25 protein-coding genes and 1 tRNA gene are annotated in these 25,548 nt (G+C 39.0%); 19 read left to right on the top strand and 7 right to left on the bottom strand.

The annotated features are described in order from the left end of the window. Positions 1–89 precede the first annotated feature (89 nt). The 8 genes from J7E35_RS09875 (at position 90) to J7E35_RS09840 (ending at position 7,236) form a co-directional block, all read left to right on the top strand. Positions 90–611 (top strand): RNA polymerase sigma factor, encoded by a 522-nt coding sequence (locus J7E35_RS09875; RefSeq protein WP_251009594.1) that lies wholly within the window; start codon positions 90–92, stop codon positions 609–611. A 99-nt stretch (positions 612–710) separates the two neighbouring features. Then, entirely contained in the window at positions 711–1,409 is a 699-nt protein-coding gene (locus J7E35_RS09870) for an ABC transporter ATP-binding protein (protein WP_214779282.1), read from the top strand. Continuing rightward, entirely contained in the window at positions 1,399–2,745 is a 1,347-nt protein-coding gene (locus J7E35_RS09865; protein WP_214779280.1) for an ABC transporter permease, read from the top strand. Before J7E35_RS09870 ends, J7E35_RS09865 begins: the two co-directional genes overlap by 11 nt. 308 nt (positions 2,746–3,053) lie before the next feature. Then, complete coding sequence (locus tag J7E35_RS09860; RefSeq protein ID WP_214779278.1) at positions 3,054–3,965, top strand: ABC transporter ATP-binding protein; 912 nt, start codon at positions 3,054–3,056, stop codon at positions 3,963–3,965. Next, positions 3,958–4,788, top strand: coding sequence for an ABC transporter permease subunit (locus tag J7E35_RS09855; protein WP_214779276.1), 831 nt, complete (start codon positions 3,958–3,960; stop codon positions 4,786–4,788). Before J7E35_RS09860 ends, J7E35_RS09855 begins: the two co-directional genes overlap by 8 nt. Before the next feature lie 134 nt (positions 4,789–4,922). Then, positions 4,923–5,270, top strand: coding sequence for a hypothetical protein (locus J7E35_RS09850; RefSeq protein ID WP_192471625.1), 348 nt, complete (start codon positions 4,923–4,925; stop codon positions 5,268–5,270). Between the two features lie 113 nt (positions 5,271–5,383). Beyond that, positions 5,384–6,751 carry an amino acid permease gene (locus J7E35_RS09845; RefSeq protein WP_214779274.1) on the top strand — a complete coding sequence of 456 codons (1,368 nt, stop codon included), beginning with the start codon at positions 5,384–5,386 and terminating at the stop codon, positions 6,749–6,751. A gap of 32 nt (positions 6,752–6,783) precedes the next feature. Continuing rightward, complete coding sequence (locus J7E35_RS09840; protein WP_214779272.1) at positions 6,784–7,236, top strand: YndM family protein; 453 nt, start codon at positions 6,784–6,786, stop codon at positions 7,234–7,236. 123 nt (positions 7,237–7,359) lie between these two features. Here the strand turns inward: J7E35_RS09840 and J7E35_RS09835 are convergent, their stop codons facing one another. From J7E35_RS09835 to J7E35_RS09825, 3 genes are all read right to left on the bottom strand, one after another. Then, the gene (locus J7E35_RS09835; protein WP_214779270.1) at positions 7,360–8,004 is read right to left on the bottom strand and encodes a phosphatase PAP2 family protein; all 645 of its coding nucleotides are present in this window, start codon (positions 8,002–8,004) and stop codon (positions 7,360–7,362) included. 354 nt (positions 8,005–8,358) lie between these two features. Further along, positions 8,359–8,432, bottom strand: a tRNA-Arg gene (locus tag J7E35_RS09830). Positions 8,433–8,777: 345 nt separating this feature from the next. Further along, entirely contained in the window at positions 8,778–9,590 is an 813-nt protein-coding gene (locus J7E35_RS09825; RefSeq protein ID WP_214779268.1) for a YitT family protein, read from the bottom strand. A 155-nt stretch (positions 9,591–9,745) separates the two neighbouring features. On the opposite strand from J7E35_RS09825, the gene J7E35_RS09820 reads away from it, so the two are divergent. Then, positions 9,746–10,030 carry a DUF1292 domain-containing protein gene (locus tag J7E35_RS09820; RefSeq protein ID WP_251009595.1) on the top strand — a complete coding sequence of 95 codons (285 nt, stop codon included), beginning with the start codon at positions 9,746–9,748 and terminating at the stop codon, positions 10,028–10,030. 93 nt (positions 10,031–10,123) lie between these two features. Further along, positions 10,124–10,657: a GNAT family N-acetyltransferase gene (locus J7E35_RS09815; protein WP_214779266.1), complete on the top strand. Its 534-nt coding sequence runs from the start codon at positions 10,124–10,126 to the stop codon at positions 10,655–10,657. A 121-nt stretch (positions 10,658–10,778) separates the two neighbouring features. Here the strand turns inward: J7E35_RS09815 and J7E35_RS09810 are convergent, their stop codons facing one another. Next, the gene (locus tag J7E35_RS09810; RefSeq protein ID WP_214779264.1) at positions 10,779–11,672 is read right to left on the bottom strand and encodes a YitT family protein; all 894 of its coding nucleotides are present in this window, start codon (positions 11,670–11,672) and stop codon (positions 10,779–10,781) included. 214 nt (positions 11,673–11,886) lie between these two features. On the opposite strand from J7E35_RS09810, the gene J7E35_RS09805 reads away from it, so the two are divergent. Further along, positions 11,887–12,996: a cation:proton antiporter gene (locus tag J7E35_RS09805; RefSeq protein WP_353050355.1), complete on the top strand. Its 1,110-nt coding sequence runs from the start codon at positions 11,887–11,889 to the stop codon at positions 12,994–12,996. A 91-nt stretch (positions 12,997–13,087) separates the two neighbouring features. Here the strand turns inward: J7E35_RS09805 and J7E35_RS09800 are convergent, their stop codons facing one another. Next, positions 13,088–13,294 carry a YwbE family protein gene (locus J7E35_RS09800; RefSeq protein ID WP_214779260.1) on the bottom strand — a complete coding sequence of 69 codons (207 nt, stop codon included), beginning with the start codon at positions 13,292–13,294 and terminating at the stop codon, positions 13,088–13,090. Between the two features lie 466 nt (positions 13,295–13,760). Between J7E35_RS09800 and J7E35_RS09795 the strand changes: the two genes are divergently transcribed. From J7E35_RS09795 to J7E35_RS09785, 3 genes are all read left to right on the top strand, one after another. After that, the gene (locus tag J7E35_RS09795; protein ID WP_214779259.1) at positions 13,761–14,477 is read left to right on the top strand and encodes a hypothetical protein; all 717 of its coding nucleotides are present in this window, start codon (positions 13,761–13,763) and stop codon (positions 14,475–14,477) included. Between the two features lie 307 nt (positions 14,478–14,784). After that, positions 14,785–15,618, top strand: a complete 834-nt coding sequence (locus tag J7E35_RS23685) for an STAS domain-containing protein (protein ID WP_353050353.1) — start codon at positions 14,785–14,787, stop codon at positions 15,616–15,618. Between the two features lie 9 nt (positions 15,619–15,627). After that, positions 15,628–16,377, top strand: coding sequence for a Cof-type HAD-IIB family hydrolase (locus tag J7E35_RS09785; RefSeq protein WP_214779375.1), 750 nt, complete (start codon positions 15,628–15,630; stop codon positions 16,375–16,377). A gap of 41 nt (positions 16,378–16,418) precedes the next feature. On the opposite strand, the gene J7E35_RS09780 is transcribed toward J7E35_RS09785, so the two are convergent. Continuing rightward, positions 16,419–18,107: a glycosyl hydrolase family 28-related protein gene (locus J7E35_RS09780; RefSeq protein ID WP_214779258.1), complete on the bottom strand. Its 1,689-nt coding sequence runs from the start codon at positions 18,105–18,107 to the stop codon at positions 16,419–16,421. Between the two features lie 184 nt (positions 18,108–18,291). Between J7E35_RS09780 and J7E35_RS09775 the strand changes: the two genes are divergently transcribed. The 5 genes from J7E35_RS09775 (at position 18,292) to J7E35_RS09755 (ending at position 23,545) form a co-directional block, all read left to right on the top strand. Further along, positions 18,292–19,374, top strand: coding sequence for an FUSC family protein (locus J7E35_RS09775; RefSeq protein WP_251040861.1), 1,083 nt, complete (start codon positions 18,292–18,294; stop codon positions 19,372–19,374). A 128-nt stretch (positions 19,375–19,502) separates the two neighbouring features. Beyond that, on the top strand, positions 19,503–20,876 hold the full coding sequence (locus tag J7E35_RS09770; RefSeq protein WP_214779257.1) for a M48 family metallopeptidase: 1,374 nt from the start codon (positions 19,503–19,505) through the stop codon (positions 20,874–20,876). Positions 20,877–21,092: 216 nt separating this feature from the next. Continuing rightward, entirely contained in the window at positions 21,093–21,506 is a 414-nt protein-coding gene (locus tag J7E35_RS09765; protein WP_214779256.1) for an RDD family protein, read from the top strand. Positions 21,507–21,640: 134 nt separating this feature from the next. Beyond that, on the top strand, positions 21,641–22,606 hold the full coding sequence (locus J7E35_RS09760) for a DMT family transporter (RefSeq protein ID WP_214779255.1): 966 nt from the start codon (positions 21,641–21,643) through the stop codon (positions 22,604–22,606). Between the two features lie 99 nt (positions 22,607–22,705). Beyond that, positions 22,706–23,545 (top strand): GNAT family N-acetyltransferase, encoded by an 840-nt coding sequence (locus J7E35_RS09755; RefSeq protein WP_214779252.1) that lies wholly within the window; start codon positions 22,706–22,708, stop codon positions 23,543–23,545. Positions 23,546–23,698: 153 nt separating this feature from the next. Here J7E35_RS09755 and J7E35_RS09750 read toward each other — a convergent pair whose 3' ends face one another. Next, positions 23,699–25,075 carry a metallophosphoesterase family protein gene (locus tag J7E35_RS09750; RefSeq protein WP_214779250.1) on the bottom strand — a complete coding sequence of 459 codons (1,377 nt, stop codon included), beginning with the start codon at positions 25,073–25,075 and terminating at the stop codon, positions 23,699–23,701. Positions 25,076–25,548 lie beyond the last annotated feature (473 nt).

Raw genomic sequence — 25,548 nt, 5'->3', positions numbered from 1 at the left:
CAATTAGAAAACAGTAATAAGTAAAAAAACAGACAAAGATTGTAAGCAGCGAAGCTTGCAAGATTAGTAACAGGGCAAGGGGGATGGATATGGCTAAGATTGATTTTGACGAGCTTTACAGAATCCACGGTAAAAAGCTTTGTCAAATTGCTTTCAGTATTACTAAAGACAAACATCTTGCAGAAGATGTTGTCCAGGAGACTTTCATAAAGGCATATAAAAAAGCAGATACGATCATTGATACGCATAAATTAGGGGCATGGTTAGCGGCAATCGCAGCAAGAACCGCCATTGATTATCTGCGGGCAGAGAAAAGAAGAAAATGGCTTCCATCTGACCAGAGCATCATGGAGCAAATTTTCAGTGATTATGATACAAATCAATCGCTAGAAAAGGAAGTTGAAATCATCCTGTTTAAAGAGGAAATTCAGCATATGCTCTACTTACTGACAAGAGAGTACCAGCAGGTGCTGGTATTGAGGTTCCAATACGGATTAAAAGAAGATGAAATCGCGTGCAGGTTGAATATTAAATCAGGCACAGTCAAAACACGTCTCCACAGAGCTCGGAAACAATTGAAAAAAGTTATGTCAGAGAAGTACCCAGCCTAAAAGTTCTATTTGGGCGATTAACCAATCGCCTATTTTTTTCAACTTATTTACTGGGAAAATATATAATTTATTCAAATATTTTGAAGTAGAGGTGCGTCAATGATTACCATCAACAATTTGAGTCACGAGTTTGAAATCGGCAAAAAAGGGAGAAAAACAATAATTCCTGTGTTGAAGAATGTTTCATTAAAAGTGAACAAAGGAGAGATCGTGACGATTGTAGGCAGGAGCGGTTCTGGTAAATCGACACTACTCAACCTTGTCAGCGGATTTATAAGGCCAAAAGAGGGAGAAATCACAATTAATGGGATTAAAACATCTACTCTAAACGAAACGAAATTTGCCGATTTCCGGATTGAGCATCTGGGTTTCATTTTTCAAAGCTTCCAATTGATCCCAAGTATGACGGCCTATCAGAACGTTGAGCTTCCTCTAATTTTTAAGGGTGTGAAAGAAGAGGAAAGGAAACTTAGAACCAATGAAATCCTTGATATGGTGGGATTATCTGCCTATCGAGATCATTATCCTGGCGAACTTTCAGGAGGGCAGCAGCAAAGGGTGAGCATCGCCCGTGCACTTATTGTCAATCCGCCAATCATTCTTGCTGATGAACCCACCGGCAGTCTGGACTCGGAAACAGAAGAAGATTTACTCAAATTCATCATAAAATTAAACAGAGAGCTTGGCCTTACCTTCTTAATCATTACCCATGATGACAAGGTTGCCGAAATTGGCCATCGTACCATTGAATTAAGGGATGGCAAAGTTGTTGAGGAGGTACTAGCAAATGAGGCTTAAAGATCAATTTCAATTCGTCAGGCAAAATATGAAAAAGAACCGGACACGGTTGTTCATGACCATACTAGCCACGGCTATGAGCGTAGCATTCCTGATTGTGCTTGCTTCAGTGGGGTTTGGTCTCCATAAATCGATCGTAAAAGAAACGCTGGAAAGAAGGATTGTGACAGAAATTGAGGTCCCTGGAAAAGAGGAGCCGAATAATGGCTTCAGACAGCTGACGGATGAGGATATTTCCTACTTTGAAGAAATGGACGATGTAAAGGCTGTAACAAGACGAAAAAGCCTGCAGCAATATATGTTTGAAGTGGACGACCACCTGACCGATGCACAGGCGATAGTTGCCCATATGCCATCTGAAACAAAAGCAGGGCTCGAACTTTCGGAAGGGCGGCTGCCAAAAGCAGAAAATGAAGTGGTCGTTGGGTACCATTTTGTAGAAAATCTTCGTCCAAATAGAGAATTGTCTGAGGAGCTCTATGATGAGAAGGGACAAATAAAAGAAGAATTCCGCTATAAAGAGAGTTTGATCGGCAAGAAAATAACTATGAATGTCATTAAGTTTGAAGACGGCAAAGAGATAACAGAACCGCTAGAAGTGGCAGTGGTCGGAATCCGGAAGAAACCAACCAAGGAGTGGGAGTACGATAGTATTGTATTTGTTTCTGAAGGAGTTCTTGAGCAGGTTGAAGAATTTACTGGTACTCCCCGCGGAATGATGAAGGATCCAAATAATCCTGACATGGAACTGCCAGATATCCCTTTAGACCAATATGATCAAGTGAAACTATATGCCAAAGATATGGAATCAGTGAAAGACATCACTGCTGAATTAGAGGAAAATAATTACCCCTCTTACTCGGTCATAAATGAGCTCAAGGATGTAAACGTCATGTTCACGATTGTTAAAGCAGGATTGATTTTTATAGGCACAATTGCAATCATTATTGCTTCGATAGGAATTTATAACACAATGACTATGGCCGTTACAGAAAGGGCACCTGACATCGGTATCATGAAGGCAATTGGGGCTAACCCAAAGACAATCAAAAAAATCTTCCTGCTCGAAAGCAGCTATATCGGACTAATCGGGGCAGCGGTCGGAACCCTTGTTGCTTATGCCATCAGTTTTATCGTGAATTTTGGACTGCCGATGATCATCAAGCAGGCATTCGGCGAAGAACCTCCAGAAGGGCTGATCTTCAGCCATATCCCATATACCTTGCCAATCATCAGTTTTATCATCTGCTACCTTGTCACGATTCTGTCCGGCCTGCGTCCTGCACAGCGTGCCACTAAAGTAGATGTTCTACAGGCAATGAGAAGGGAAGTATAAGAAGCAACTTTTGATAAACTAGGGATCGGGTAACTAATATAAGCCGGTTGGTACCTGAGAAATCTAGATTGTGGTAAAACAGGTCACCAATAGAGTTTATTATAGAAGATAATGTTAAGGACCAGTCGCGACTACTGGTCCTTTTTTATGGTCATTAAAAGAGCAAGTGTTGGTATGTAAGTCTAGTGAACAACGACCAGCGTCTTCTTCCTTTTCGCCTCCCCAATAACAAACTAAAAGTTGATTGAACGTTTTTCAGTTATCGGCCGTCTTATGAAAAAGCGGTAAGCAAATAGAGGGGGAACAATATGTCGCAGAGTGTAATCAAACTGGATGCAGTTTCAAAGCATTTCGGTGATCAAGTCGTACTTAGCAACGTATCTATGAGCGTAAAAGAAGGAGATGTTGTAGGTCTTCTTGGGCCAAATGGTTCTGGGAAAACAACTATGATCCGCCTTATGAACGGTGTCATCAACCCGACAGACGGAAAGTTGTCAATTCTTGGCATGGACCCGGGAATCGAAGGAGATACAGTTAGGAAAGCAGCAGGAATTCTAACAGAAAATGCCGGTCTGTATCATGAAATGTCTGGATTAGAGAATCTAATCTTTTTTTCCAAGCTATATGGAAACTTTGATTTAAAGCGAATCCACCTTTACCTGGAGGAATTTGAACTTGACGAGCATATGCATAAAAAAGTAGGGACTTATAGTACAGGGATGAAACGAAGGTTAGGAATCATCAAGGCGATCCTGCATAAGCCAAAACTCCTTTTTCTCGATGAACCTACGAACGGGCTGGATCCAGAAGGGATAAATTTGGTGCTTGCATTTCTCAAGGATTTAAATGAGCGGGAAGGAACGACAATATTTCTTTGTTCACATATTTTGCACCAGCTTGAACATGTATGTAAAGAATACTATTTCCTAAATGACGGGAAAATAACTGACTTTGGCACAATAAATGAACTTCAAAAAAAATATGTGAGCCAAATTAAATTGAAAGTTACTACTAATCTGTTACCAACTGAACCTCAGTGGGGAGGTTACCCGGTTTTAAGAAAAAATAAAAATACATTGCAATTTCTACTGCCTTCAAGTGAGCATATAACGCCACTGCTTCAAAAAATCATCACTGATTCTTGGGTGCATCATGTGGAGATTGAAAATAACGATTTGGAATCCTTATATTTTAAAATCAGGAGTGGGATCAATGAATAAAAAACTGATATGGCTTATAGCTGCTAAAGATATCAGAGGAATAACCAGCTCGGTTCAGGTATGGCTAGGTTTAATCTTATTGCCGCTGATTTTTTCGGTCATCTTTCCGTTAGCTTTTATTCTTTTGGTAAAGAATGTACCAATTTCATCCCCAGACTTGATCAACTTAGTGGAGAAAGTGATAGAGGGGCTTAGTGGTACAAAGAGCGGAGATATGATAGGAAGCCTTCCAAGCATGAAACACCAAATTATTTTCGTCATTGTGAATTACCTGCTTGGTTCGATCTTCTTACTTATACCGACCATTAATGCAATGATGATTGCTCTCCATAGCTTTGTTGGCGAAAAAGAAAAACGGACCATGGAAACACTTTTGTTTTCTCCTATAACTGTGAAGGAATTATTTATTGGCAAAGTACTTGCAGCATTAATTCCTTCAATTATTATCACTTGGGTGAGCTTCTTCCTGTTTGGAGTTATCACTGCAAGCTTAACTTACAAAATGTTTGGGTATTTCATTTTTCCAAATTCTAATTGGCTCGTTCTGATGTTATTGGTTGTCCCAATGATTACTATCCTCACAATCCTGGTGAATGTCTTCGTTTCCGCCAGGGCAAAAGGCTTTCAGGAGGCACAGCAGCTCGGAGGCATCCTGATTCTTCCAATCATGGCTCTCTTCATAGGCCAGGCAACGGGCTTTCTTATCATTAACCCTTATTTACTTGCTTTGATAGGTGTTATCCTTTTAATTTTAAATTTCATTTTATTAAAAATGATGACCAAATATAATGATCGTAATACCTTATTCGAAAAGCAAATATAGCTTTTATATGTGCTAAGTGTTACCAGTGTAGGATGAGGAAATATGACAGCATTTAGCAGCTGGAATTGTAAATGTATAGATTATCTAACATTGGAAAAATTAATCCTATCCATTACATTACAGGGGGATAGGATATGTCAGTTATTGTTATTCAAACTTTTGAAATGAAACAGGATAAGTTTCCTGATGGCATCAAAAATTTACGACTAATCCAAAATTTCAGGAACGAGCAATATGACCACAGGGTAGAGCTCTTATCGCCGATTTCTGGTGAAGACCATACTTATGCATTGATATCCACATATGAAGGTCTGGCTGAAATGGAGCTGCAAAACAAAAAAATGTTTGAGGATGAGGAATATAAAAAGCTCATCGGTGAGTTCTTTTTGGAAAATATCGTGCAAGGAAGCATGTACACTCAAATGTATCGCACGATGACTGGTCTGAGCAGTGACTCCGAATCAGAAAAAGATAAGAAATAGTATGTGGAAAGTCGAATCCCTCGGGACTCGACTTTTTTCATACCTGAATGGCCAATACATAAAATGCAGTTGATTCTCGAATGATAATACTTGTTGAGGAAGGGGGTACAGCAATGGATTATTTTCTGCCATCATCAAAGGCGGGAAGTGGAAATAGCGCAAATGAAGGAGATTTAAAATGGTGGCAACTGTCACTGATTGGTGTTGGATGTACGATAGGGACTGGTTTTTTTCTTGGATCCGCTATTGGGATTAAAATTACCGGTCCATCCATCGTCTTTTCTTTCATCCTTGCCGCTTTTGGCACATACGTCGTTTATAATTTATTGGCAAAAATGACAGCTCAGGATCCCCAGGATGGCTCGTTTTGCTATTATGCCAAAAAAGCTTATGGTCAATGGGCCGGGTTCAGCTGTGGCTGGAATTACTGGAGTTCCAATATCTTGATCATGGGAAGCCAGCTTACGGCTCTTTCAATTCTGTCACAATTCTGGTTTCCTAATATCCCTTTGTGGCTTTTCGCTACCGGTTATGCCATCCTCTCGATCGGTGTCGTACTTACCGGGAATAAGGGATTTGACAAGGTAGAAGATTTATTAGCCATCATTAAAACTGCAGCAATCATCATGTTTATATTAATAGCTGCAGCAGCTCTTTTTGGCTTGTTCAACTTTGAAACAAAACAGGTGATTGTGCCAAATTCAACTCAAAAACTGTTTCCTGAAGGCTTTAAGGGGTTCTGGTCATCCTTGATTTACGCATTTTATGCATATGGAGGCATAGAGGTAATCGGCTTAATGGCAACGAGGCTGAAAAATAAAGAAGATGCTCCAAAAGCGGGGGTAATCATGCTTATTTTGCTGGTTATCATTTACGTACTTGCTTTGGGGTTTGCGGTCATTATGGCCGCGCACGGTGCCTTTCACCATAAGGAAAGTCCATTTGTTACAGCACTTGACCCATACAAACTGGCCTTTTTTCCTCATGTGTTCAACGCAGCGATCATCGTGGCAGGCTTTTCAACCATGACAGCTTCGTTGTTTGGAGTGACCACCTTGCTCGTTACGTTAGCGGATGATGGAGATGCTCCAAAGGTCTTCGCCAAGAAAATTAAAAAGTTGAAAGAGCTTCCCCTTCCATCGCTGGGATTGGCGGTGGTTGGCTTAATTGCATCAATCATTACAGCCTTGCTTCTTCCGGGCAAAATTTATGAGTATATCACTACAGCCGCAGGCATCCTGATTTTATTCAATTGGGCGTTTATCATTATCTCAGCTCTAAAATTGCTTGAATTAAAAGCATGGGGGAAAATCATTTCTTTTATTGGGATAACTCTTATCCTGGCAGCTGTGAGCGGGACGATCATGGAAAAGAGCATTCGAATGGGTTTTTTCATTAGTGTAGTCGTTGTCTTGCTTATAGGGATGATTTCTCTTTTTTTACAGAAAAAAGTATGGAATAAAGCAAGTGGAGCAACATAACGGATACAGTAAAAGTTTATGGAGGGATTTTAATGAAACATCCTAGAGCACTGGCAATAAAGTTCCTTGCCAGCCTGGTACTCCTATATGTCATTCTTGGCCTGATGTACGATATGTCTTTTACCAATGTTTTTTTGATATCCTTGGTGCTTGGGTTAGCGTCTTATGTAATTGGAGACTTGTTCCTCTTGCCAAAAACGAACAATACAATCGCAACATTAGCAGATTTTGGACTTGCCTTTATGATCATCTGGATTTTGGGAGAAAGTTTGACATACGGAGAGAGTTTACTGCTGGCATCTCTAATATCAGCCGCTGGAATCGCTTTGTTTGAGTACTTCTTTCATAAGTATATGGCTGGGAATGTTTTCGAAGATGGCGGGAGGGAACATCGAAATACAAACTATCAGTACCAAACAGAAGCTTCTGAAGAACTATACCCTGTTAAACCGGATGTAAGAAGCGAAGAGGATACCGATAAATAACGAAAAAAGAGCTGCAGACGCAGCTCTTTTTTAAAGGCTCTTTTCTCAACCTTTGATGCTATTGACTACAAAATAGGGATTGAATGACCTATGTTTCTTCACTTTCGTTATAAAGATACTTGTTCAGTCTTTTACATAAACTGTATCGGCTTTTTTGGCAACTTTAACTTCAAATAATTCAAAGACAATCCCATAAATAAATGAAGTTAAAAACATGGATGCGAACATATCTAGTATATAATGCTGTTTAACAAACAGTGTAGAAATAATAATCAACGAACCCATTACTGGAACGAAGATTGAATGGATGATATGTTTATTTCGGATGTTGATATTGCCAAGAATTATGGCAAATGTAGTTAATACATGAATGCTGGGGAAAGCATTGTATGGTTGATCATGACTGTATATCATGCCGACAAGCTCTATAAGGATTCCGTCACCAACCAGGTTTGGACGAGGAACAGTAGTCTGGAAGAAGAAGTAAATGACGAAACAAACTAACTCTCCAATAACAATTAAAGTCAATGTCTTTAAATAGATCCGTGTATCCTTATACCAAAAATAAATCAGATAACCTAATATGAAGGCGTACCAAATGATATACGGTATAATGAAAATTGAAAGGAAAGGTATCTTATCGTCAAGATCAGTTGAAAGGATTACAGCTTCCCGAGGGTTGTTATTCAAGATCTTATAAATCAAGCCCAGTACTGGCATAACCAGCAAAAACAATAAATATGGCAAATCTTTTATTTTGTTTTTCATGTTACTACCCCTTTTGCTTAATTGCTTATGGAATATAAATACCACAAACAAACTTATTTAATCCAAAAACAAAATATTGGTATATTAATAGAATAAGATTGAGCTTCAAATATAATAGACGTATTAAAAATGTAATTAGTTCCATTGAACTAACTTTTTTTGGCCATTTTCACCAAAATTTAAAGTAGTAAATTCTATTTAAAGGGGGCTATGAGTAGTGTCATTAAATAATCCTTCGAAGAGGTATATTTCGGCTTCATTTCGCATTTCTCAGGAAGAAGAAAGATGCAAAGAGGGGGAATGAAACATCTTGCGAAAAATAAAAAAACCTTGATTCAAAATCAAGGTTTTAAGCGTCCCAGAAGAGATTCGAACTCCCGACCTACAGTTTAGGAAACTGTTGCTCTATCCTGCTGAGCTACTGGGACATGATTAGAATTAAGATGAAGTATTATTAGAAAGTGAATCGATTAGTGTTATATCCCGTCCTCATCTCAGAAAGTAAACCAAGAGGCATCTCGATGAGTACGCTGAAGCAATTTCAAAGATGCGAATTCGTCGATGCTGAGCTACTGGGACATGATTAGAATTAAGATGAAGTATTAGAAAGTGAATCGAATTAAAGTTATAAATTGAGAAAGTAAATACATGATCATTCACTAATTACAGCGACTCAATTATTATACGATGAATCTGTGAAAAATTCAAGAGAAATTTCCCTATAAAAATTCGGAAAGCACCAAGAAGCTGTATTTCCAGCTTCTTGAATGTCATTAATGCTGCTTTTTATGAAATAGCCCCATCACTTCCAGGGTTTCAGTGATATTGACAAATGCTTCTGGATCTATTTCTTCTATTAGTGTTTTAACTTCTGTAAGTTCATAACGGGATATGACTGTAATGATGACGTTGCTCCTCTCATTCGAAAAACCTCCAACAGAGTCCATCACCGTTACACCACGATAAACATTTCCAAGTAGATGCTGCTTTACTTCCTCCCCTTTTCTAGTGATGATCATCAAAGTTAGCTTAACGTGATGTGTATGTACCTTATCGATCACTTTGCCAAGGACAAAAATGGAAACAAGCGTATTCAAAGCTGCATCCCAGCTAAACAAAAAACCTGATAATAAGATAACGACTGAATTCATCGCGAACAATAGTGTTCCCATAGGGAAGTCTTTGCGTCTTGCCAGAAGCATCCCGATAATATCGAAGCCGCCCGAAGATCCTGATGAACGGAAGATTATCCCTATCCCCAAACCAACGATCGCACCGCCAAAAATCGAGGATAATATCGGATCCTCTGCAAGCTTAAACACCGGTATAACATAAAGAGCGATAGAAATTGTGATGACGGAAAGAATCGTATAAAAGATGAAATTCCGTCCCAGTTTTAAATATCCTAAAACTAGCAGGGGGAAGTTTAAAAGGAAATTGTAAACGCCAGTATTGATAGATGTGAGCATTGATAAAATGATGGATAGACCGCTAATCCCGCTGCTCATGATTCCGTGGGGGATCAGGAAAAGGTTGAATGCAAATGAAACAATGATTGAGCCAAAGATAATTCCTGCTGACTTCAAAAACGCCGCCTCCAAAAAACAGTGTGTTAAAAAATATTATATAGATGAAAATAAAGAAGTGAATTTAAAAGTTTATTTAAAATTCATTAAGTATTTCGATTTGCGATGCCCTTCTTTGGAAGAATCATATTTCCGGCAAGGAAGGGGAAGATATAATGACGATATTTGGAGGTGAAGCAGTTATGGAGAATGATTCAATCAGGGACCTGGTGACTGTAACAGATGATAGGGGCAGGGAAAGACAATTCGAAGTAGAAGCGTTATTTGATATGAACGGAGAATCTTACGCGATGCTTAGGGATGAAGAAGGAACAATGTTAATGAAAGTAGAAGAGCAGGGTGGCGAACAATATCTCGTTGGCCTGGATAGCGACATTGAAAAGTCGCATTTGCTGGATGCCTATCAAATTGCTGTTGACGCCGCACCTGCGGAAGATTGAGTAGAGCCGCCCAAATAGGGCGGCTTTCTTTGAAGGATTTTTTGTATCTGATATAGAAATAAAAAAGATCATTTTATTTAATTTGGGGGACATATGAAATTTCCAATTTTAGAAACAGATCGGCTCATTCTTAGGGGAATTACAGAAGAGGATGCTGAGGATTTATTTATCAATTTTTCGAACGCTGAAGTTATGAAGCATTATGGATCAGAACCGGTTGATAATATTGAAGAAGCACGAGGTCTGGTTCATTCTTTCAAGGCAGGCTTTATTGAAAATAAAGGGATAAGATGGGGCATTCAATTAAAAAACCAAAAAACCCTCATAGGTACTGTGGGTTTTCATGCCGTGTCATCAAAACATAGAAGAGCAGAGATTGGCTATGAGCTTAACCAAGAGTATTGGGGTCAAGGCCTTGCTAAGGAAGCGATCAGGATGGCTATAGAGTATGGGTTGAAAGAAATGGGATTATTAAGGATTGGGGCCGTTGTATTTCTTGAAAATAAAAATTCGAATGAATTGCTCCTAAAACTCGGTTTTCAAAAAGAAGGGGTTCTGAGGAGTTATATGATTCAAGGCGGACTTTCCTATGATACTAATGTGTATTCATTAGTAGCTCCTTATTGAGCTTGGAAATGTCATTTTATTTCAACCCTTTTAACTGACTGATCCAATTGATCAGCAAGCTTAAAAGACCTGTTTGAAAACAAAAAGCTCAGATTTCTGAGCTTTTTTTATTCGCTGTATTCTAGTGTATATTCCGTTTTTTAAACCTGCCGCCACGCACTTCTGCAATATTGCCTACAGCAAGAAACGCTGACTCATCCAATTCTTCGACAATGGATTTCAATTTCGCTTCCTCAAGACGAGTGATAACACAAAAGATGACTTTCTTGTCATCACCTGTATATGCTCCCTCGCCAGTCAAATATGTGACTCCCCTGCCAAGACGAGCCATGATTGCATCACCGATTTCCTTGTGCTGTTCACTAATAATCCAGGCTGCTTTTGATTCATCGAGTCCTGCGATGACTATATCAATCGTTTTAAAGGCAATGAAATAGGCAAGGATGGAATACATTGCCCGGTCCCAACCAAAGACAAAGCCTGCGGTACCAAAGATGAAGATGTTAAAGAACATGATTACTTCCCCGACTGAAAATGGCAGTCTTCTGTTTGCCAGAATCGCAAGTATTTCCGTACCGTCCAAAGAACCGCCGTACCGAATGACGATTCCTACTCCAGCACCGAGAACGATTCCTCCGAAAACAGTAGCCAGGAGTAAATCTTCTGTAAAAACAGGCCAATCATGGAGGAAGCTGGTCGTTAAAGATAAAACAGTGATCCCCAATACGGTTGATAGCGCAAATGTTTTGCCAATTTGTTTATAGCCAATGAAAAAGAAAGGGATGTTCAGGATAAATATAAAGAGGCCGAGTCGCCAGCCCGTTAGATGTGAGAGGATGATTGAGATACCGACAATACCGCCATCAAGAATTTTATTGGGGACCAGGAATTCTTCAATTCCAACGCCCATCAGGACAGCACCGAAAATGATGAAAAAAATTCTCTTTGCGAGTTTAGTCTTCGTGATGCCCTTATGCTGCTGCTGAACAAGGGCTTGTTCTGGAATGCTGTTCATTTCTTCCCCCTTAATAGATTCTTCCATATGACTTTTATAACTAATTTTACCACAGCTTTTCTGACAAATTAAAAGAAAGGCCCTTCTGAATTTAATTTTCTAGTGTTGATTTCATGGAAAGTGGGTAGTAATTAGGACAGGTTATTGCTTTAAAAAATTGAAAAGGTGTTGTTGCGGGTTGAATCTGACTTTAGTCATTGGACTTTTTTTATTAGTGCTTTTTTTGATTGGTATAATCGGCATCAAATTAATAAAAATACCGGATATATTATTATATATTTTGCTTGGCCTCGTTTTATCCTTGGTTATTAAAGAATCAAAGGTAATTGAAGTGGCAGGGGAGATCGGTCTGGTCCTGTTGTTCTTTATTCTAGGATTGAAATTCCCGGTTAACAGGTTGGTTTCGAACAGTGCGAAGGTATGGAGAGGCGGCCTCCTGGATGCTGTACTTGGGATATTTGTAACTGCGGGAATAGCCCTGCTGTTCGGTCTGGATTGGGTTTCATCATTAATTGTCGGAGGTATTGTCTACGCTACCAGTTCCTCTATCACAGCGAAATTGCTTGAAGATAAAAACAGGACTGAAAACAATGAATCCGAATTCATGCTCCTGATCCTGGTTTTCGAGGATTTGATTGCTCCTATTCTTGTAACCGTATTGATTGGTCTCTCCGGGAAAGGTTTTACGTTAATTGATTTTCTGTTAATTATTTTGAAAATAGTACTTCTCGCGGGGGTTGCCATGTTCTTTGCCAGGGTGGTTTTCAAAAAGGCAGAGTCTATTTTAAGAGAAATTGACCAGGATGATATTTTTATTGTGTTGATTACGGGTATTGCGTTAACATACGGCGGGATTGCGATGCTTCTTGGGTTATCAGAGGTTATCGGAGCTTTTCTTGCCGGAATGATGCTGTCTGAGCTTTCAATTAAGGACAAGATAGAAAAAGCTGCATTGCCAGTAAGGAATATTTTTCTTCCCTTTTTCTTCCTGAATTTTGGCCTTCATATTGAAATGACAAGCGACATCCCTTATTTAGGACTATTGATTGTTCTCGTTTTGTGGTCACTGATCCATAAATTAATCGTAGGTTATATTGGAGGGCAATGGTATGGCCTTTCAAGAAGTGATTCATTGAAGGCAGGGCTATCCCTTACACAAAGAGGGGAATTCTCGGTGATCATAGCTGCGCTGGCAACCGGAGAGCTAAAGATCTTTGCCAGCATTTATATTTTGGTGATTGCCATCATAGGAACGATCATGTTCCAGTTGGCGCCGAGGTTGAATAAAATGATTGTTGAAAAAGTAAAGGAAAAGACTAATTAAGCATTAAAGGGACTGCCCTTTAATGCTTAATTTATTGTCTATGAAGCCTTGCCTGGAACTCCATACGAGTCAGGATTGGCAAGGTAAAGTCTTACTCCAGTATTTCCTTTACACGGCCTACCTGTCCGTCCTCCAGCCTGACCTTAATGCCATGAGGATGTGAGCTGGATTTAGTGAGGAGATCTTTCACGATTCCTGGAGTGAGCTTACCGGTTTTCTGGTCAGCTTTTAGGACAATATTTACTTTAGAGCCGGGTTTGATTTCATTTCGGTTTTTGCCATCTTTTCTATTCGACATACATAACCCTCCACAGTTTTATTTATAAGGCTCATTTCTCAAACTTTGTTGCTATTGATAGCAAAATAAGATTGAATGACCTTTTTTCCTTTGCAAATTTGACTCTTTATAATGAGAAAAGAGCATGCATACATAATACCGACCATAAAAATGGCTTTATATACGTTAAAATCGGCTTTAGGATTTTAACAACAATCTTTACGAAAACAGCCCTTTTTAAATATAATCTTTTATATAATATAAAGCACCCAATGAGTATTCAATTCTACCATTTTTTACATTATTATAAAGTAGGGATCTTTTCGTAAATTTGTTGCTGTCTTTCCCTGCAAAAGCAAAAAGTGATTTTGAGTCATGTGTGGATCGACTTGAACAGCGTTAATGATTCGGCATTCGACTTGGATGATTATTTGACAAGCAGCAATTAATTCTAAAATATATAGTAATAAGGCAAAGAGGGATCGACTTGAAATTTTGGAAACCGGGTGTATTAATTTTAATCATTTTATCATTTCTTGGCGGACTTTTTTATTTTCAAATAAAACAGGAAGAGAAATATGACGGGCTTGCAATAATACCAGAGCGGACAGAAGATATTCCACTTTATAGTGAATTGAAGCCAGCCAGTCCGATTTATAGAGCCGAAGGGGATCAGTGGGAAGAAATCAAGCAGTTTTACGAGAAGGAACTCCCAAACAATGGATGGAGATTAACTATGTCACAATCCTCCAAAACTAACACAGAAGATGGAGCGGGATTTACTTCTTTTTGGGAAAAAGATAACACAACCTGGGTACTATCAATAAGTGCGGCCTATTATAAGAACCTTAATCAAACAGAAGTCATTTTTGATAAAAGAGAAGGACTGAATTCTGACAGATGGATCGAGGCGGAGGTTTCAGAAATTTGTATTAACGAACAGCCGGACCGTAGCGGCGAGTGCTACAAAATGAAGGATAAGCAAGCAATTCCACAGGTAATCAGTATGATAAATGGAGCTTTGGAAGCAGACCGAAAACAGGTTTATTATACCGGGAAAAGCGTAATTGATTTTGGCGGCTTAACAGTTGAAGTATACTACGATTTGGAAGAAGGGATTTATTTCGTTTCTGATAAAGGAACGAAATGGATGAAACCAGAGAAAGAGTTTTTTGAACTGACGAGAATATCCAAGGAATATTGAGTTATGGAACGAAACACTCATTGGTTTGGATTCCATATACACCAGGAGTATTATATACCTAGGTCAACAAGATCATTTTTATAACTAAAGAAGGTTTTAACAGGTTTAAAGAAGATTAATTTATGTTAAAGATGTATCCTAATATTAATAAATAGGCCATTGCCGAATTGCTGTGCCAAACAAAGATTTCCTTGCAACCGAGCTTATCCAGGGATTTTTGAACAGCTAATACAGGATTACTCATAATCTTTTTTGTAAAATCCGCAATAATTACGAAATAACTTAAGTGAAAAAGGAAGTGACCTTTGTGAATCCAACTTCAGCAGTAGCAAATGAACTTCAGCAAAATTCCGAATTCATCGCAAAGGAAATGGTTAATTCCATACTTGAACTGATTGGTGTGGAGATACCAAAGCAGGAAGTTGACCAGGCAATCATAGTATATACGGAGTATCTTAGTTTTCTTGGTGACTCTATCAAGAATAAAGATGAAACAACTTCTAAGAGACTTCTTGAATGGAGCAAACAAAATGGAGAACGGGAAGCAGCCAAAGGAGGCAGGATTTCTGACATCCTTTTTAGGTATCCTCCTACGAGGGTTGTTTTTATCGATAAAATGGCGGAAATTAGTCTGAGGCATGGCGTTAACATGGAAGATTTAATTTGGATCAATAAAAGAGTGAACAGTATGCTTGATATTAGCATAAATGAAACCGTATTTGCATTTGAAAGGCAAACCTCAAAATTGATGAAAGAAGTCCAGGCTGAAGTGGATATCCTATCCACTCCAGTCGTACCAGTACAAGAAAACGTAGCGGTACTCCCTTTAGTAGGAAAACTGGATCATGACCGTGCCAGATTGATATTGGAAAGGGCAATACCTTTGGTTGCAAACCAAAAAGTACAGTCTTTAATAATTGATTTTTCAGGAATCGTTACAATTGATGCAACGATTGCCAAGCACATTTTTGATATCCACAATGTTTTACGGCTGTTGGGTGTAAGTTCAATTGCTACTGGAATGAGACCAGAGCTTGCGCAGGCTGCGGTGGAGGGTGGAGTAGATTTTTCAAACATCAAAACCTTCGCTACAGTAAAGCAGGCCATTGATAGTCTCAATAAAAAAGATAAAAGCAACTAAAGGAGGTTCATCTTGATTAATAAAAAGCCTGATATCAAACTGATTGCACTGGATATGGATGGAACACTTCTAGATGACAGGCATGAGGTTACAGAGAATAATAGACGAGCGATTAAAGAAGCCGAAAATAGAGGGGTGCGTGTTGTACTCAGTACTGGCCGCAGTCTCAAAACAGCAAGGGATTACTTATTATCCCTTAAACTGTCTTCTTATCTCGTGACGGTTAACGGCGGAGAGATATGGGGGCCGAATGGGGAACTGGTACAAAGAAGTAAGGTGGATACCGAGCATATCCAATGGATGTTTGAACTGTCCCAAAAGCATAAGACGGGGTTTTGGGCGACAAGCAGTGAAAACGTCTGGAGGAATAATATGCCAGAGGACATATTTTCCCAAGAATGGATTAAATTTGGCTTCCATATAGAAGAAGATGAAATAAGAGAAAGTGTACTCAAAGAATTACAAGATAAAGGTTTATTCGAAATTAGCAATTCAAGCCTCAAAAATATCGAAGTCAATGCCCTAGGCATCAATAAGGCTGTGGGGTTGCAGAAGGTTTGCGAACTATTGGGAATATCAATGGGCAATGTAATGGCGGTGGGAGATAGTCTGAATGACATTGCCATGATTACTGAAGCGGGTCTTGGAATCGCGATGGGCAATGCCCAGGAAACAGTAAAGGAAGCTGCGGATGATATAACAGGTACTAATCAGAATAGCGGAGTTGCACAGGCAATTGAAAAATGGGTGCTCTCATAAATCAAGGAAGCAGATTGAACTGCTTCCTTTTGCCATATAATTTAAACGGTTGTCTGATTTCTGGGAGAACCTCCCCAAATTACCTCTTTGAATCCTTTTGAGTCAATTTCCTTTACCAGGGCTTTATTTTGATTTTCTGCAAGTTCCACTACAGTCTGTCCATTGACAGCTTCAGCGAAGACCTTTTCAACTATAGCCATGGAGACACCTTTCCCTATTTGAATGGCTTTGGGTGCCGAATGTCTAGAAAGGACATTTCGAATTCTAACATTATCAGCGTGGTTGCTGCCTCCAAATACCTTTATATCGCTGCCTGCATTTGAAAAGCCGCTTATTGCCACATTTTTTAAAACCACATTTCTTGAACGATACTGAATGGCAATTGCAGGTTCACCACCATAGTCATAGGAAGGATCCCCAATAGCAGTAAATTGGTTCACAGCCACATTTTTATAAGCTGACACTACCATTGCTCTTGGTGAAGAGTTTGCATATAACCCAGTATGAATCGGTTTATATGATATGATATTTGCTGCTCGTATGTTGATAGCAGTTTTTGATTCAGGATCATTTTCCTTGTGGTGGCCTATATGCCTGAAATTATAAGATCGATTGTCATTTACAGAGAGATGGCCTATGATGACGACATTATTGGCTGCAGAAGACGTATGGTGGGCTTTGATTTCAATTCCGCCAAAGCATCTTGCGGAGGAGTTGTTCAATAGCCAGACATTTCGCGAACCATCATCTATCTCGATTCCGTTTGAATTTGAAAATCCTTTTTTATGATTTTTGCCACTTGGATCACTCATATGGCAATTTGAAATGAAGATATTATCACTATGGTGAGTTGTAATTCCGTCATCACCGAAACCATGGCCATTGAGGTTATCGAGCCAGATAAACTCACTTCCTCCACGGGCTCGATAACCATCACCATAATAATTATATTGAGGAGAAGAAACATCAAAACAGTGAAGTCCAGGGTTAACGCCTTCTACATCCTTTACCCAGCCATATTTTACATTGGCATAAAGCAGACAGCTGGAATGGTTACCCCAAGTACTGGTTTTTTCGACCTTCCCCAAACGTTCAACATTCCAATCCAGAGTCAATCCTTTCACATATAAATTTCGATTCCCAGTGCGGTGGTTTCTATTTGTTATGAGTCTTCTGCTTTTTGGTGCGGAATCATGCAGTTTGATAACCGTTTTTCCTTTTCCGGCACCGACCAGATAGGTGAAGGAGGGGAGTTTCATCTCTCTGACGATATAAACACCTTCAGGTATATATATTTTTACCCGCCCTTTGCCAAGAGCCATTCTGAAAGCTTCTGTACAATCCGTTTTTCCATCCCCAATCGCACCAAAATCCTCCATATTGACCTCGCGATCAATTTCCTTGAGTAAAGTTTGATACTGCTCATTCAATCTTTCCATCCATTCAGGAAAGACATTGCCGTTTTTATCAACAACGGTTTCATAGGATAAAGCGTTATCGAAAGCAGATTTTGTCTGGATGACTCTGCGTAAACTAGCAGTGAAATTACTGAAAAAAGAAGAAATACCTGAATTTATTTTCATTTTTAAAGGTTTGTAATGCTCACTTGCTTCTTCGAATAATTCGTTTGTCTCCTCAACCAGTTCCTGTATTTTTAAAGTTTTTCCTGATAATTGTCCAATCAGTTCAGCATTTATTCTCGGGTCATGATTTTTATCCAGCATTACCATCTTATCCCCACCTTTTTTAAAAAAGCTGCTTGAATATTATTTCCCGCTTGAGGAAATGCTAATCTTTTTGTCTTCTAAAAAAACCAATCTTTGATTCATCAAAAGTATAATTGATATATGTTTTATTCCAACAAGGAAGGTATGTTAAAATATAAGCGTTCTCATTAGGGAGTGAGTGATTTAAATGATAACTTTAGGTCCAAGAGTTTTAAAAACAGGAGTGGCCGTTGCACTCGCTTTATACATAACAAAATGGATTGGATTGGAGCCTCCGGTCTTTGCTGCAATCGCAGCAACCTTTACGATTCAGCCATCGATTTATCGATCATGGAAACAAGTATTGGAGCAGTTCCAGGCAAATACGCTTGGTGCGATCATAGCAATCGCAGCAATATATCTATTCGGAAACAACCCGATTGTCATAGGGTTAGTTACAGTTATTGTCATTATCATAAGCTTAAAGCTCAAAATGGAAAGTTCAATATCCTTAACACTAATCACTGTTTTAATCATGATGAGTTCACATGAATTCAACGGAATTTTAACAGCAGCAAACAAATTTGTCATTGTCCTTGTTGGGATGGGGTCTGCTTTCCTTGTTAATCTAATCGTCTCACCTCCAAATTTCAACAAGAATTTTACCGAAAAAATGGATAATAGCTTTAGAACCATGTCCTTGCTGATCAGGACAGCCATATCCAATGAACTGACAGAGAAAACTTTTCAGGGTCAATGGAGCCAGCTGAGAAAGGACATAGCCAAGCTTGAAGATCTCTATAAAATACTCGATGAGGAAAGAGAAAAAATATCAAAGGTGAAACCTCTTGATGTGAGGGAACTGGTAGTGTTCAAGCAAATGCTTGCCTGCCTTCATCAAGGTTTGAGACTTTTGGATATCGTCGAGGACCATTTTTTTCAAAGCCGTCCTGAACCGCATGAGACAGACGAATTTGATGCTCAATTCGAACAACTGATCCAATACCATGAGATGATTCTTCTAAAATATTCGGGGAAAATCCGGGGAATTGATAGGGACAATATTCTTAATAATAGCGGGTTATTCCTTGAAACTATCATCGAGGATAGGTCCATCGAACGGAATGATCGACTTCGACTCACAATCATTGGTTCTGCGATTTATGATTATGCATTTCAGCTTGACCGACTGAATGAACTGATTGACCAATATCAAAATAGAAAGGCAGATACTGAAACTAACAGCAAAAAAAGTATTTTAAAATGGAACATCTTTTTTAAAGACAAATAAGGCCGTCTGTTGTAAAGGACCCTTTGAAAAACAGGTAAATTAAGGGTTATATTCCTATAAAAAACATCTATTCCAATTAATAAAAATCTCCTATAATCTATTTAATTGTGATTAAGGAGATAGCGGGAATGACAGAGGGAACCTTCAACGAGAAAAAACTGGTACATAAAAATGAGAATAAATATTTCTGGATTGTATTAAGTATAAGTATTGCTTCTTACATTCTGTTTGCTTTATCCATTGCAGGGATATTGATAATTGCAGCATTCTTGATAATGTCATTAGTACTTCATGCTTTGATGATTGGCCAGATACGGCTCAATGCAGTGAAAATAGGCGGAAATCAGTTTCCGCTTATTCATTCAACCGTCGAAGAACTGTGTATCAAAATGGGAATAAAACGCACCCCTGATATATACGTTCTGCAGTCTGGCGGAATAATGAACGCTTTTGCGACGCGCTTTTTCGGCAGGAATATGGTCGTAGTTTACTCCGAGATTTTCGAACTTATTGAACAAAATGCTGAGGAAGAGCTTCAATTTGTCCTTGCCCATGAACTGGCCCATATAAAACGTAATCACCTAGGCAAATTGATGTTTATCCTTCCATCCATGTGGATACCAGGAATTGCAGAAATGTATTTGCGTGCCTGTGAGTATACTTGTGACCGCTATGCAGCTTTCTATATAGGAAACCCTGCTGCTGCGAAAAACGGGCTTACCATGCTGGCCATCGGAAAAGTTTTATTTAGAAGGGTGAACAAAACTGAATACCTTGACCAAATCAATAAGGAAAAAGGATTGGTGGTCTGGCTTGCAGAGATCCTATCAACGCACCCACCGCTTCCAAAAAGAATGAATGAAATCAGCCTCTTTTTTGGTGGAAAAGATTCAGTCATTGTTCCTTCCAAAAACTCAAAAGCGCTTATAGCTTTTGTGGCTGCTTCATTTATGCTTACTGGTTTGGCCATGGTTGGTGGACTCATCCTCTATAATAAGGTGAATACGACTTTCTCTTTAGAAAATGATGAAGCTATAGAAGTTCCTCCCTTAATAGAAGCTGTTATCAATGGAAATCCGAAGAAGGTTGAAAGTTTGATAGAAAATGGGGAAGATATCCATCAAATAGACTATAATGGGTACACATCATTGGATTGGGCTGTTATGGATGATAATGTCGAGATGGTTCAATTGCTGTTGGACTTAAAGGCCGATCCGAATTACGAATCCGATTATGGCATGACCCCTTTCATGACTGCTGCTGAAAGAGGGAATGTCTCAATGATCGACATACTGTATGATGCGGGCGGAGATCCAAACTATCAAGAAATGGGCTCGGGTTATACAGCAATGACTTACGCAATATTCAGTGGTGAAACCGACAAAGTAAAACTACTGATAGAGCTAGGTGCAGAGATCGGGCTAACAGATTATTCGGGTATGACTGCGAGGATGCACGCTTTGCAATCAGGTGAGCAGGAAATCGCAGATTTATTAAAATAAAGGCTCTTTTCTCATACTTTGTTGCTATTGACTACAAAATAGGATTGGATGACCTATGTTTCTTCACAAAATTAAAGCTTAATGAGAAAAGAGCTGCACACTTAATACCGAACTACAAAATGGCTTTTTATCACGTTAAAATCGGCTTTAGGATTTTAACAAAAATCGTTACGAAAACAGCCAAAATAAATAATTGTGCAACTAGGAGGTAAATCAATGAACAGACCAGCAGGTTTTTGGGTAAGACTGGGTGCAGCCATTTTAGATGGATTAATTATCGGTGTCCCGCTCTCGATCATTAGCTACTTAGTAACAGGAAGTGCGGAAGAAAATGCTTTTACTTCCTCACTGAACTTGCTATACACTTTGCTTGTTCCTGTAGTGTGGTCAGGATATACAGTAGGCAAGAAAATTGTCGGTGTAAGAATCGCAAAGGTCAATGGAGAGAAACTTGGATTTGGTACGATGCTAATGCGTACAATTGTGGCAGGTCTCGTTTATGTACTAACATTGGGGCTTGGTGTTATCGTCAGTGCGTTCATGGTAGGAATCCGTCAGGATAAAAGAGCGATCCATGATTTCATTGCAGGAACATATGTAACTTATGAAAAACCAAATGAAATACAGTAGAACAATAAAGTTCGGACACCTGGCATGCCAGGTGTTTTTTTATGGGAAAACTTGGTGAAAACTATACTCTGCATATGGTATATTGTTTAAATAAAGTTACAAATAGAGCCTAATTCAAAGGGGGGATAGAGTTAATGGGACCTATTTTATTAGGAGTTTTAGCAGCCTTCTTTTTTGCGTTCACCTTTGTCCTGAATCAATCTATGGAATTATCAGGGGGAAGCTGGATATGGAGTGCCTCACTTAGATACATTTTCATGGTTCCATTTCTAGTGGCCATAGTGGCAGCAAGGAAGAATTTGAAGCCATTAATCAAGAATATCATACAAAACCCGTATCCATGGTTTATTTGGAGTTTCGTTGGCTTTGTCTTGTTCTATGCGCCGCTTACATATGCCGCAGCCTTTTCTCCTGGCTGGCTGATTGCTGGTACATGGCAAATCACAATCATATCGGGTGCTTTGCTCAGTCCATTGTTTTATGAAGCAACAATGACCAACCAAGGTTTAGTTTCTGTCAGGGCTAAAATTCCTTTTAAGGGGCTCGGGATGTCCGTAATCATCCTAGCAGGGATACTGCTTATGCAATTTGAACACGCCAGGCAAATTCCGATCGAAATGGTTTTACTTGGAGTGATCCCAGTATTAATCGCTTCCTTCGCTTATCCATTGGGAAATAGAAAAATGATGGAAGTTACCAACGGCAGTCTTGATGCGTATCAGCGTGTCTTGGGAATGACTCTGGCCAGTCTGCCTTTTTGGCTGCTCTTAGCTTTATATGGTCTTTTGACGGAGGGTCCTCCTACAATGAACCAAAGCTTACAGTCCCTTTTAGTAGCCATCACCTCTGGCGTAATAGCGACTGTTTTATTTTTTAAGGCAACAGATTTAGTGAGGGGCAATATGCAGAAACTCGCTGCCGTAGAAGCAACCCAGGCAATGGAGGTGCTTTTTGCCCTGGCAGGAGAATTTTTAATCTTATCACTGCCGCTGCCAACTCCATTATCCTGGGTCGGAATCATCCTCGTTATGCTCGGAATGGCTCTTCACAGCTATACAACTTTCAGGAGAAAAGATGAGAAGCTAAGAGTAAGTGCCTGATGGTAGAAGGAAAGAATGAATTCTGCGGCAAAATTATCAGTAACCTAAATGTTTTTTGGTAACATTCATATAATGAATGATCAAGGAAGAGGGAAGTCTATGGACTTAAAGAATGTGAAGCTTACAAAACAAATGGCCAGGGCTTTATGGATTGCTGAACAGGAATGTGCAAGGACGAGAAGTAAATGTTTGCTGCCAGTTCATTTGTTGATCGGTTGTTTGGATGACGGTTCATTTCCTGTTAAAGAATCTAAAGATAAAAGCGGGATTGGTATTGATTCTATAAGGAGTGCCGCTAAACCTCAAGATGTTAAGGGAGTATCCTATGAACCTTTTCATTTTCCTGTGAGTGCGGAAACGAAGCAGGTGATGGAGGTATCCATTGGTTATATGAATTCTTATAATCAAGTTTATTTAAATGAAGGTCATGTACTTAAGTCTTTAATGGCTGCAGGCCATGCATCCGGGCTGCTGACGGAGGAACAACAGCAAGCTCTGTTAAGTATAGCAGTGGTATCACGAGATATGCGGATGACGCTATCCGGCTATACCATGCGTTCATTACTTTATCAGAATATCAGGAAAGTGACTAATGATGATGGAAAAAACTTACTTCGATTTATAGAAGATGAATTCTCCGGAAAATGGGTTCAATCAATTAAAACCGCCCTTTCCCACACCCAGCCTGCAATTTTTATTGCAACGGATTCATCGGACAAAATTGTCGGATTTGCCGCTTATAAAACGAATGGATATTTTGGACCGATGGGAGTTGCTCTTAGCAGAAGGTCCGAAGGGATAGGGGAAGCGCTTCTCCATTCCTGCCTTGATGAGATGAGGCTTATAGGTTTTAAGGAAGTGATAATTGACCAGGCTGGCCCAATCGAATTTTACGAAAGAGCATGCAATGCTCAAGTAATTCCGATAAATAAACTGTAACTTATCCATCCAGAGGTGTGAAGAGATAACCCTAATGAACTTAATAAGAAGGAGTCTTCCACCTTTTCCAAGAAAAGCACTTAAAAAATAGACCATATTTGGTCTTTTGAGTATGCTTCGTTTTATATTATCTTGTATAGTTTATAACTATATTCAGTTATTTATTGTACCTGTCCAATGTTCAAATACGGGATGTTTTACAGGTATGCCGGCAAACATCTCCCCAGGTTTATATATAATTGTATAGGTAAGGTTATTCCACTTTGAAAAACCATTTTCCTTTATGGAATGATGATATCTTGGTCTCCAAGTACCTGTATTTAAATAAACCCTTTCTTTTTGTTTTGATTTATTTTTTTCTTTAATAATTTCTACAGTACCTTTAAACGGGTTGTGCGTGTGGCCATATAGTACGTATTGGAATGTTTTAGGAAGGGCTTCAAAATCTTTTTTTGCTCCCTTTAAATATTTATCATCTGTCCAAAGTTCTTTGATTATATTAAATTTGTCAACTAGCTTGAGCTTCCATTCTGAATTGGTTATATCAAATGTTCTCAATAGGGTTCCCAACAGCTGTACCTTATCACCGTTATCCAGGGGATGCCAGAAGCGATCATGTTCCTTTATCCAGCCTTTAACAAATGGAATTTCCATAAATTCATCTCCAACTTGTCTAAAAGCTGAGTTGATTGCATCCTGAACGAGTCTGCCATATTGTTCATACCGCTTGACTTGGAAAGATAGCCAAGGAATGATAGCTGACATTGGACGGACGTCGAATAGGTTCCTGAAATTATCACAAATTTGATTGATATCTTCTTCTGGAAGGTTAATATCTTTCAGTTTCGTACCAACAAGGACAGGAAGTTTTGAGGCAATCTCTGAAGCAATAACATCACCTATTGGGATTGCCATGTAACTCTGTGGATTTTGATGGTCACCTTCAAAATTGAATGGGTCCCATTCATGGCCATGACGTGCTAAAATTCCATGCTGTTCGTTTAGATAGTAGTTTGGGAATTTATCTATATACGACAAATCTTGCAGATCGAGTTCATCAATCACCAGTCTCCTCATTGATGGATACACATTACATAATCGATCATGATTTCCTGGTATATAGACGATATCAGGCTTTTTTGGAAAGCCCATACTTTGCCAAGCCCGTCCAGATAGAATGGATACTATTTCTCTATTTGTTTTCATAATATTTTTAAGAATATCAACAGCTATTATCTCTGTTTTTTCATCCTCAGGACCTCCCCAAGGCCGGTCTGACAAAGGAACTTCAACTATTTTATTTTTGCTTTTTTCCAGGAACCACCTTTCTGTCCTGATCACATCAAAAATATCTCCTAAAAGAACAATTTTAATATCTTGATCCTTTTCATTTAAATGCTTTACAGCTGCCGTTGCTTGCCGGGCGAGCTCAACAAAGGTATCCATGAAGACCTCCGCATCAAGCTGATGCCTTCCCGCAGTCCCATCCATCAAGTGGAGATCACTAATAAGAATAATCATTTTTTTCACATCCTTTTACTCCATGGACATATCAACAAAAAAGATATGGCTGACTAAAAGAGTTTTTTATATGTATATGCTTGAAAATGAAAAAAGAATGGACAGTCGCGGGGATTAAAAGTAAGCGGGAGCCCTTTTACAGCCATAGCTGTAAAGCCAAGCGACTAAGGATGTTTTATTTTAAAAACTATCTTTTATTACAATGAGGGCATTTGAACCTGGGTAAGTGACCCATTTTTTGTATAACGGGTAAAACAAGAGAGTGAAGCATTGAAAGTAAAGTAAAGACTATTCAAGCCAACCAAAGGAGTCATGAAATGAAAAAGGCTCCCCTTTTGGGAAGCGTTTTTTAAATAAGAGTATATTTCTGGAGCGTTTAGGTGGAAAAAGAAGTAAGGAATACTTACACTTATAATTAGTTATTTACCAAGGGTCTTTTCTCAAACATTGTAGCAATTGGCTGCAAAATAGGATTGAATGAC

It is taken from the genome of Bacillus sp. ISL-45 (assembly GCF_018613195.1).
Lineage (GTDB): Bacteria > Bacillota > Bacilli > Bacillales > Cytobacillaceae > Mesobacillus.
Note: the sequence above shows the minus strand (reverse complement) of the source record. Positions and strands in the feature narration are given on the sequence as shown.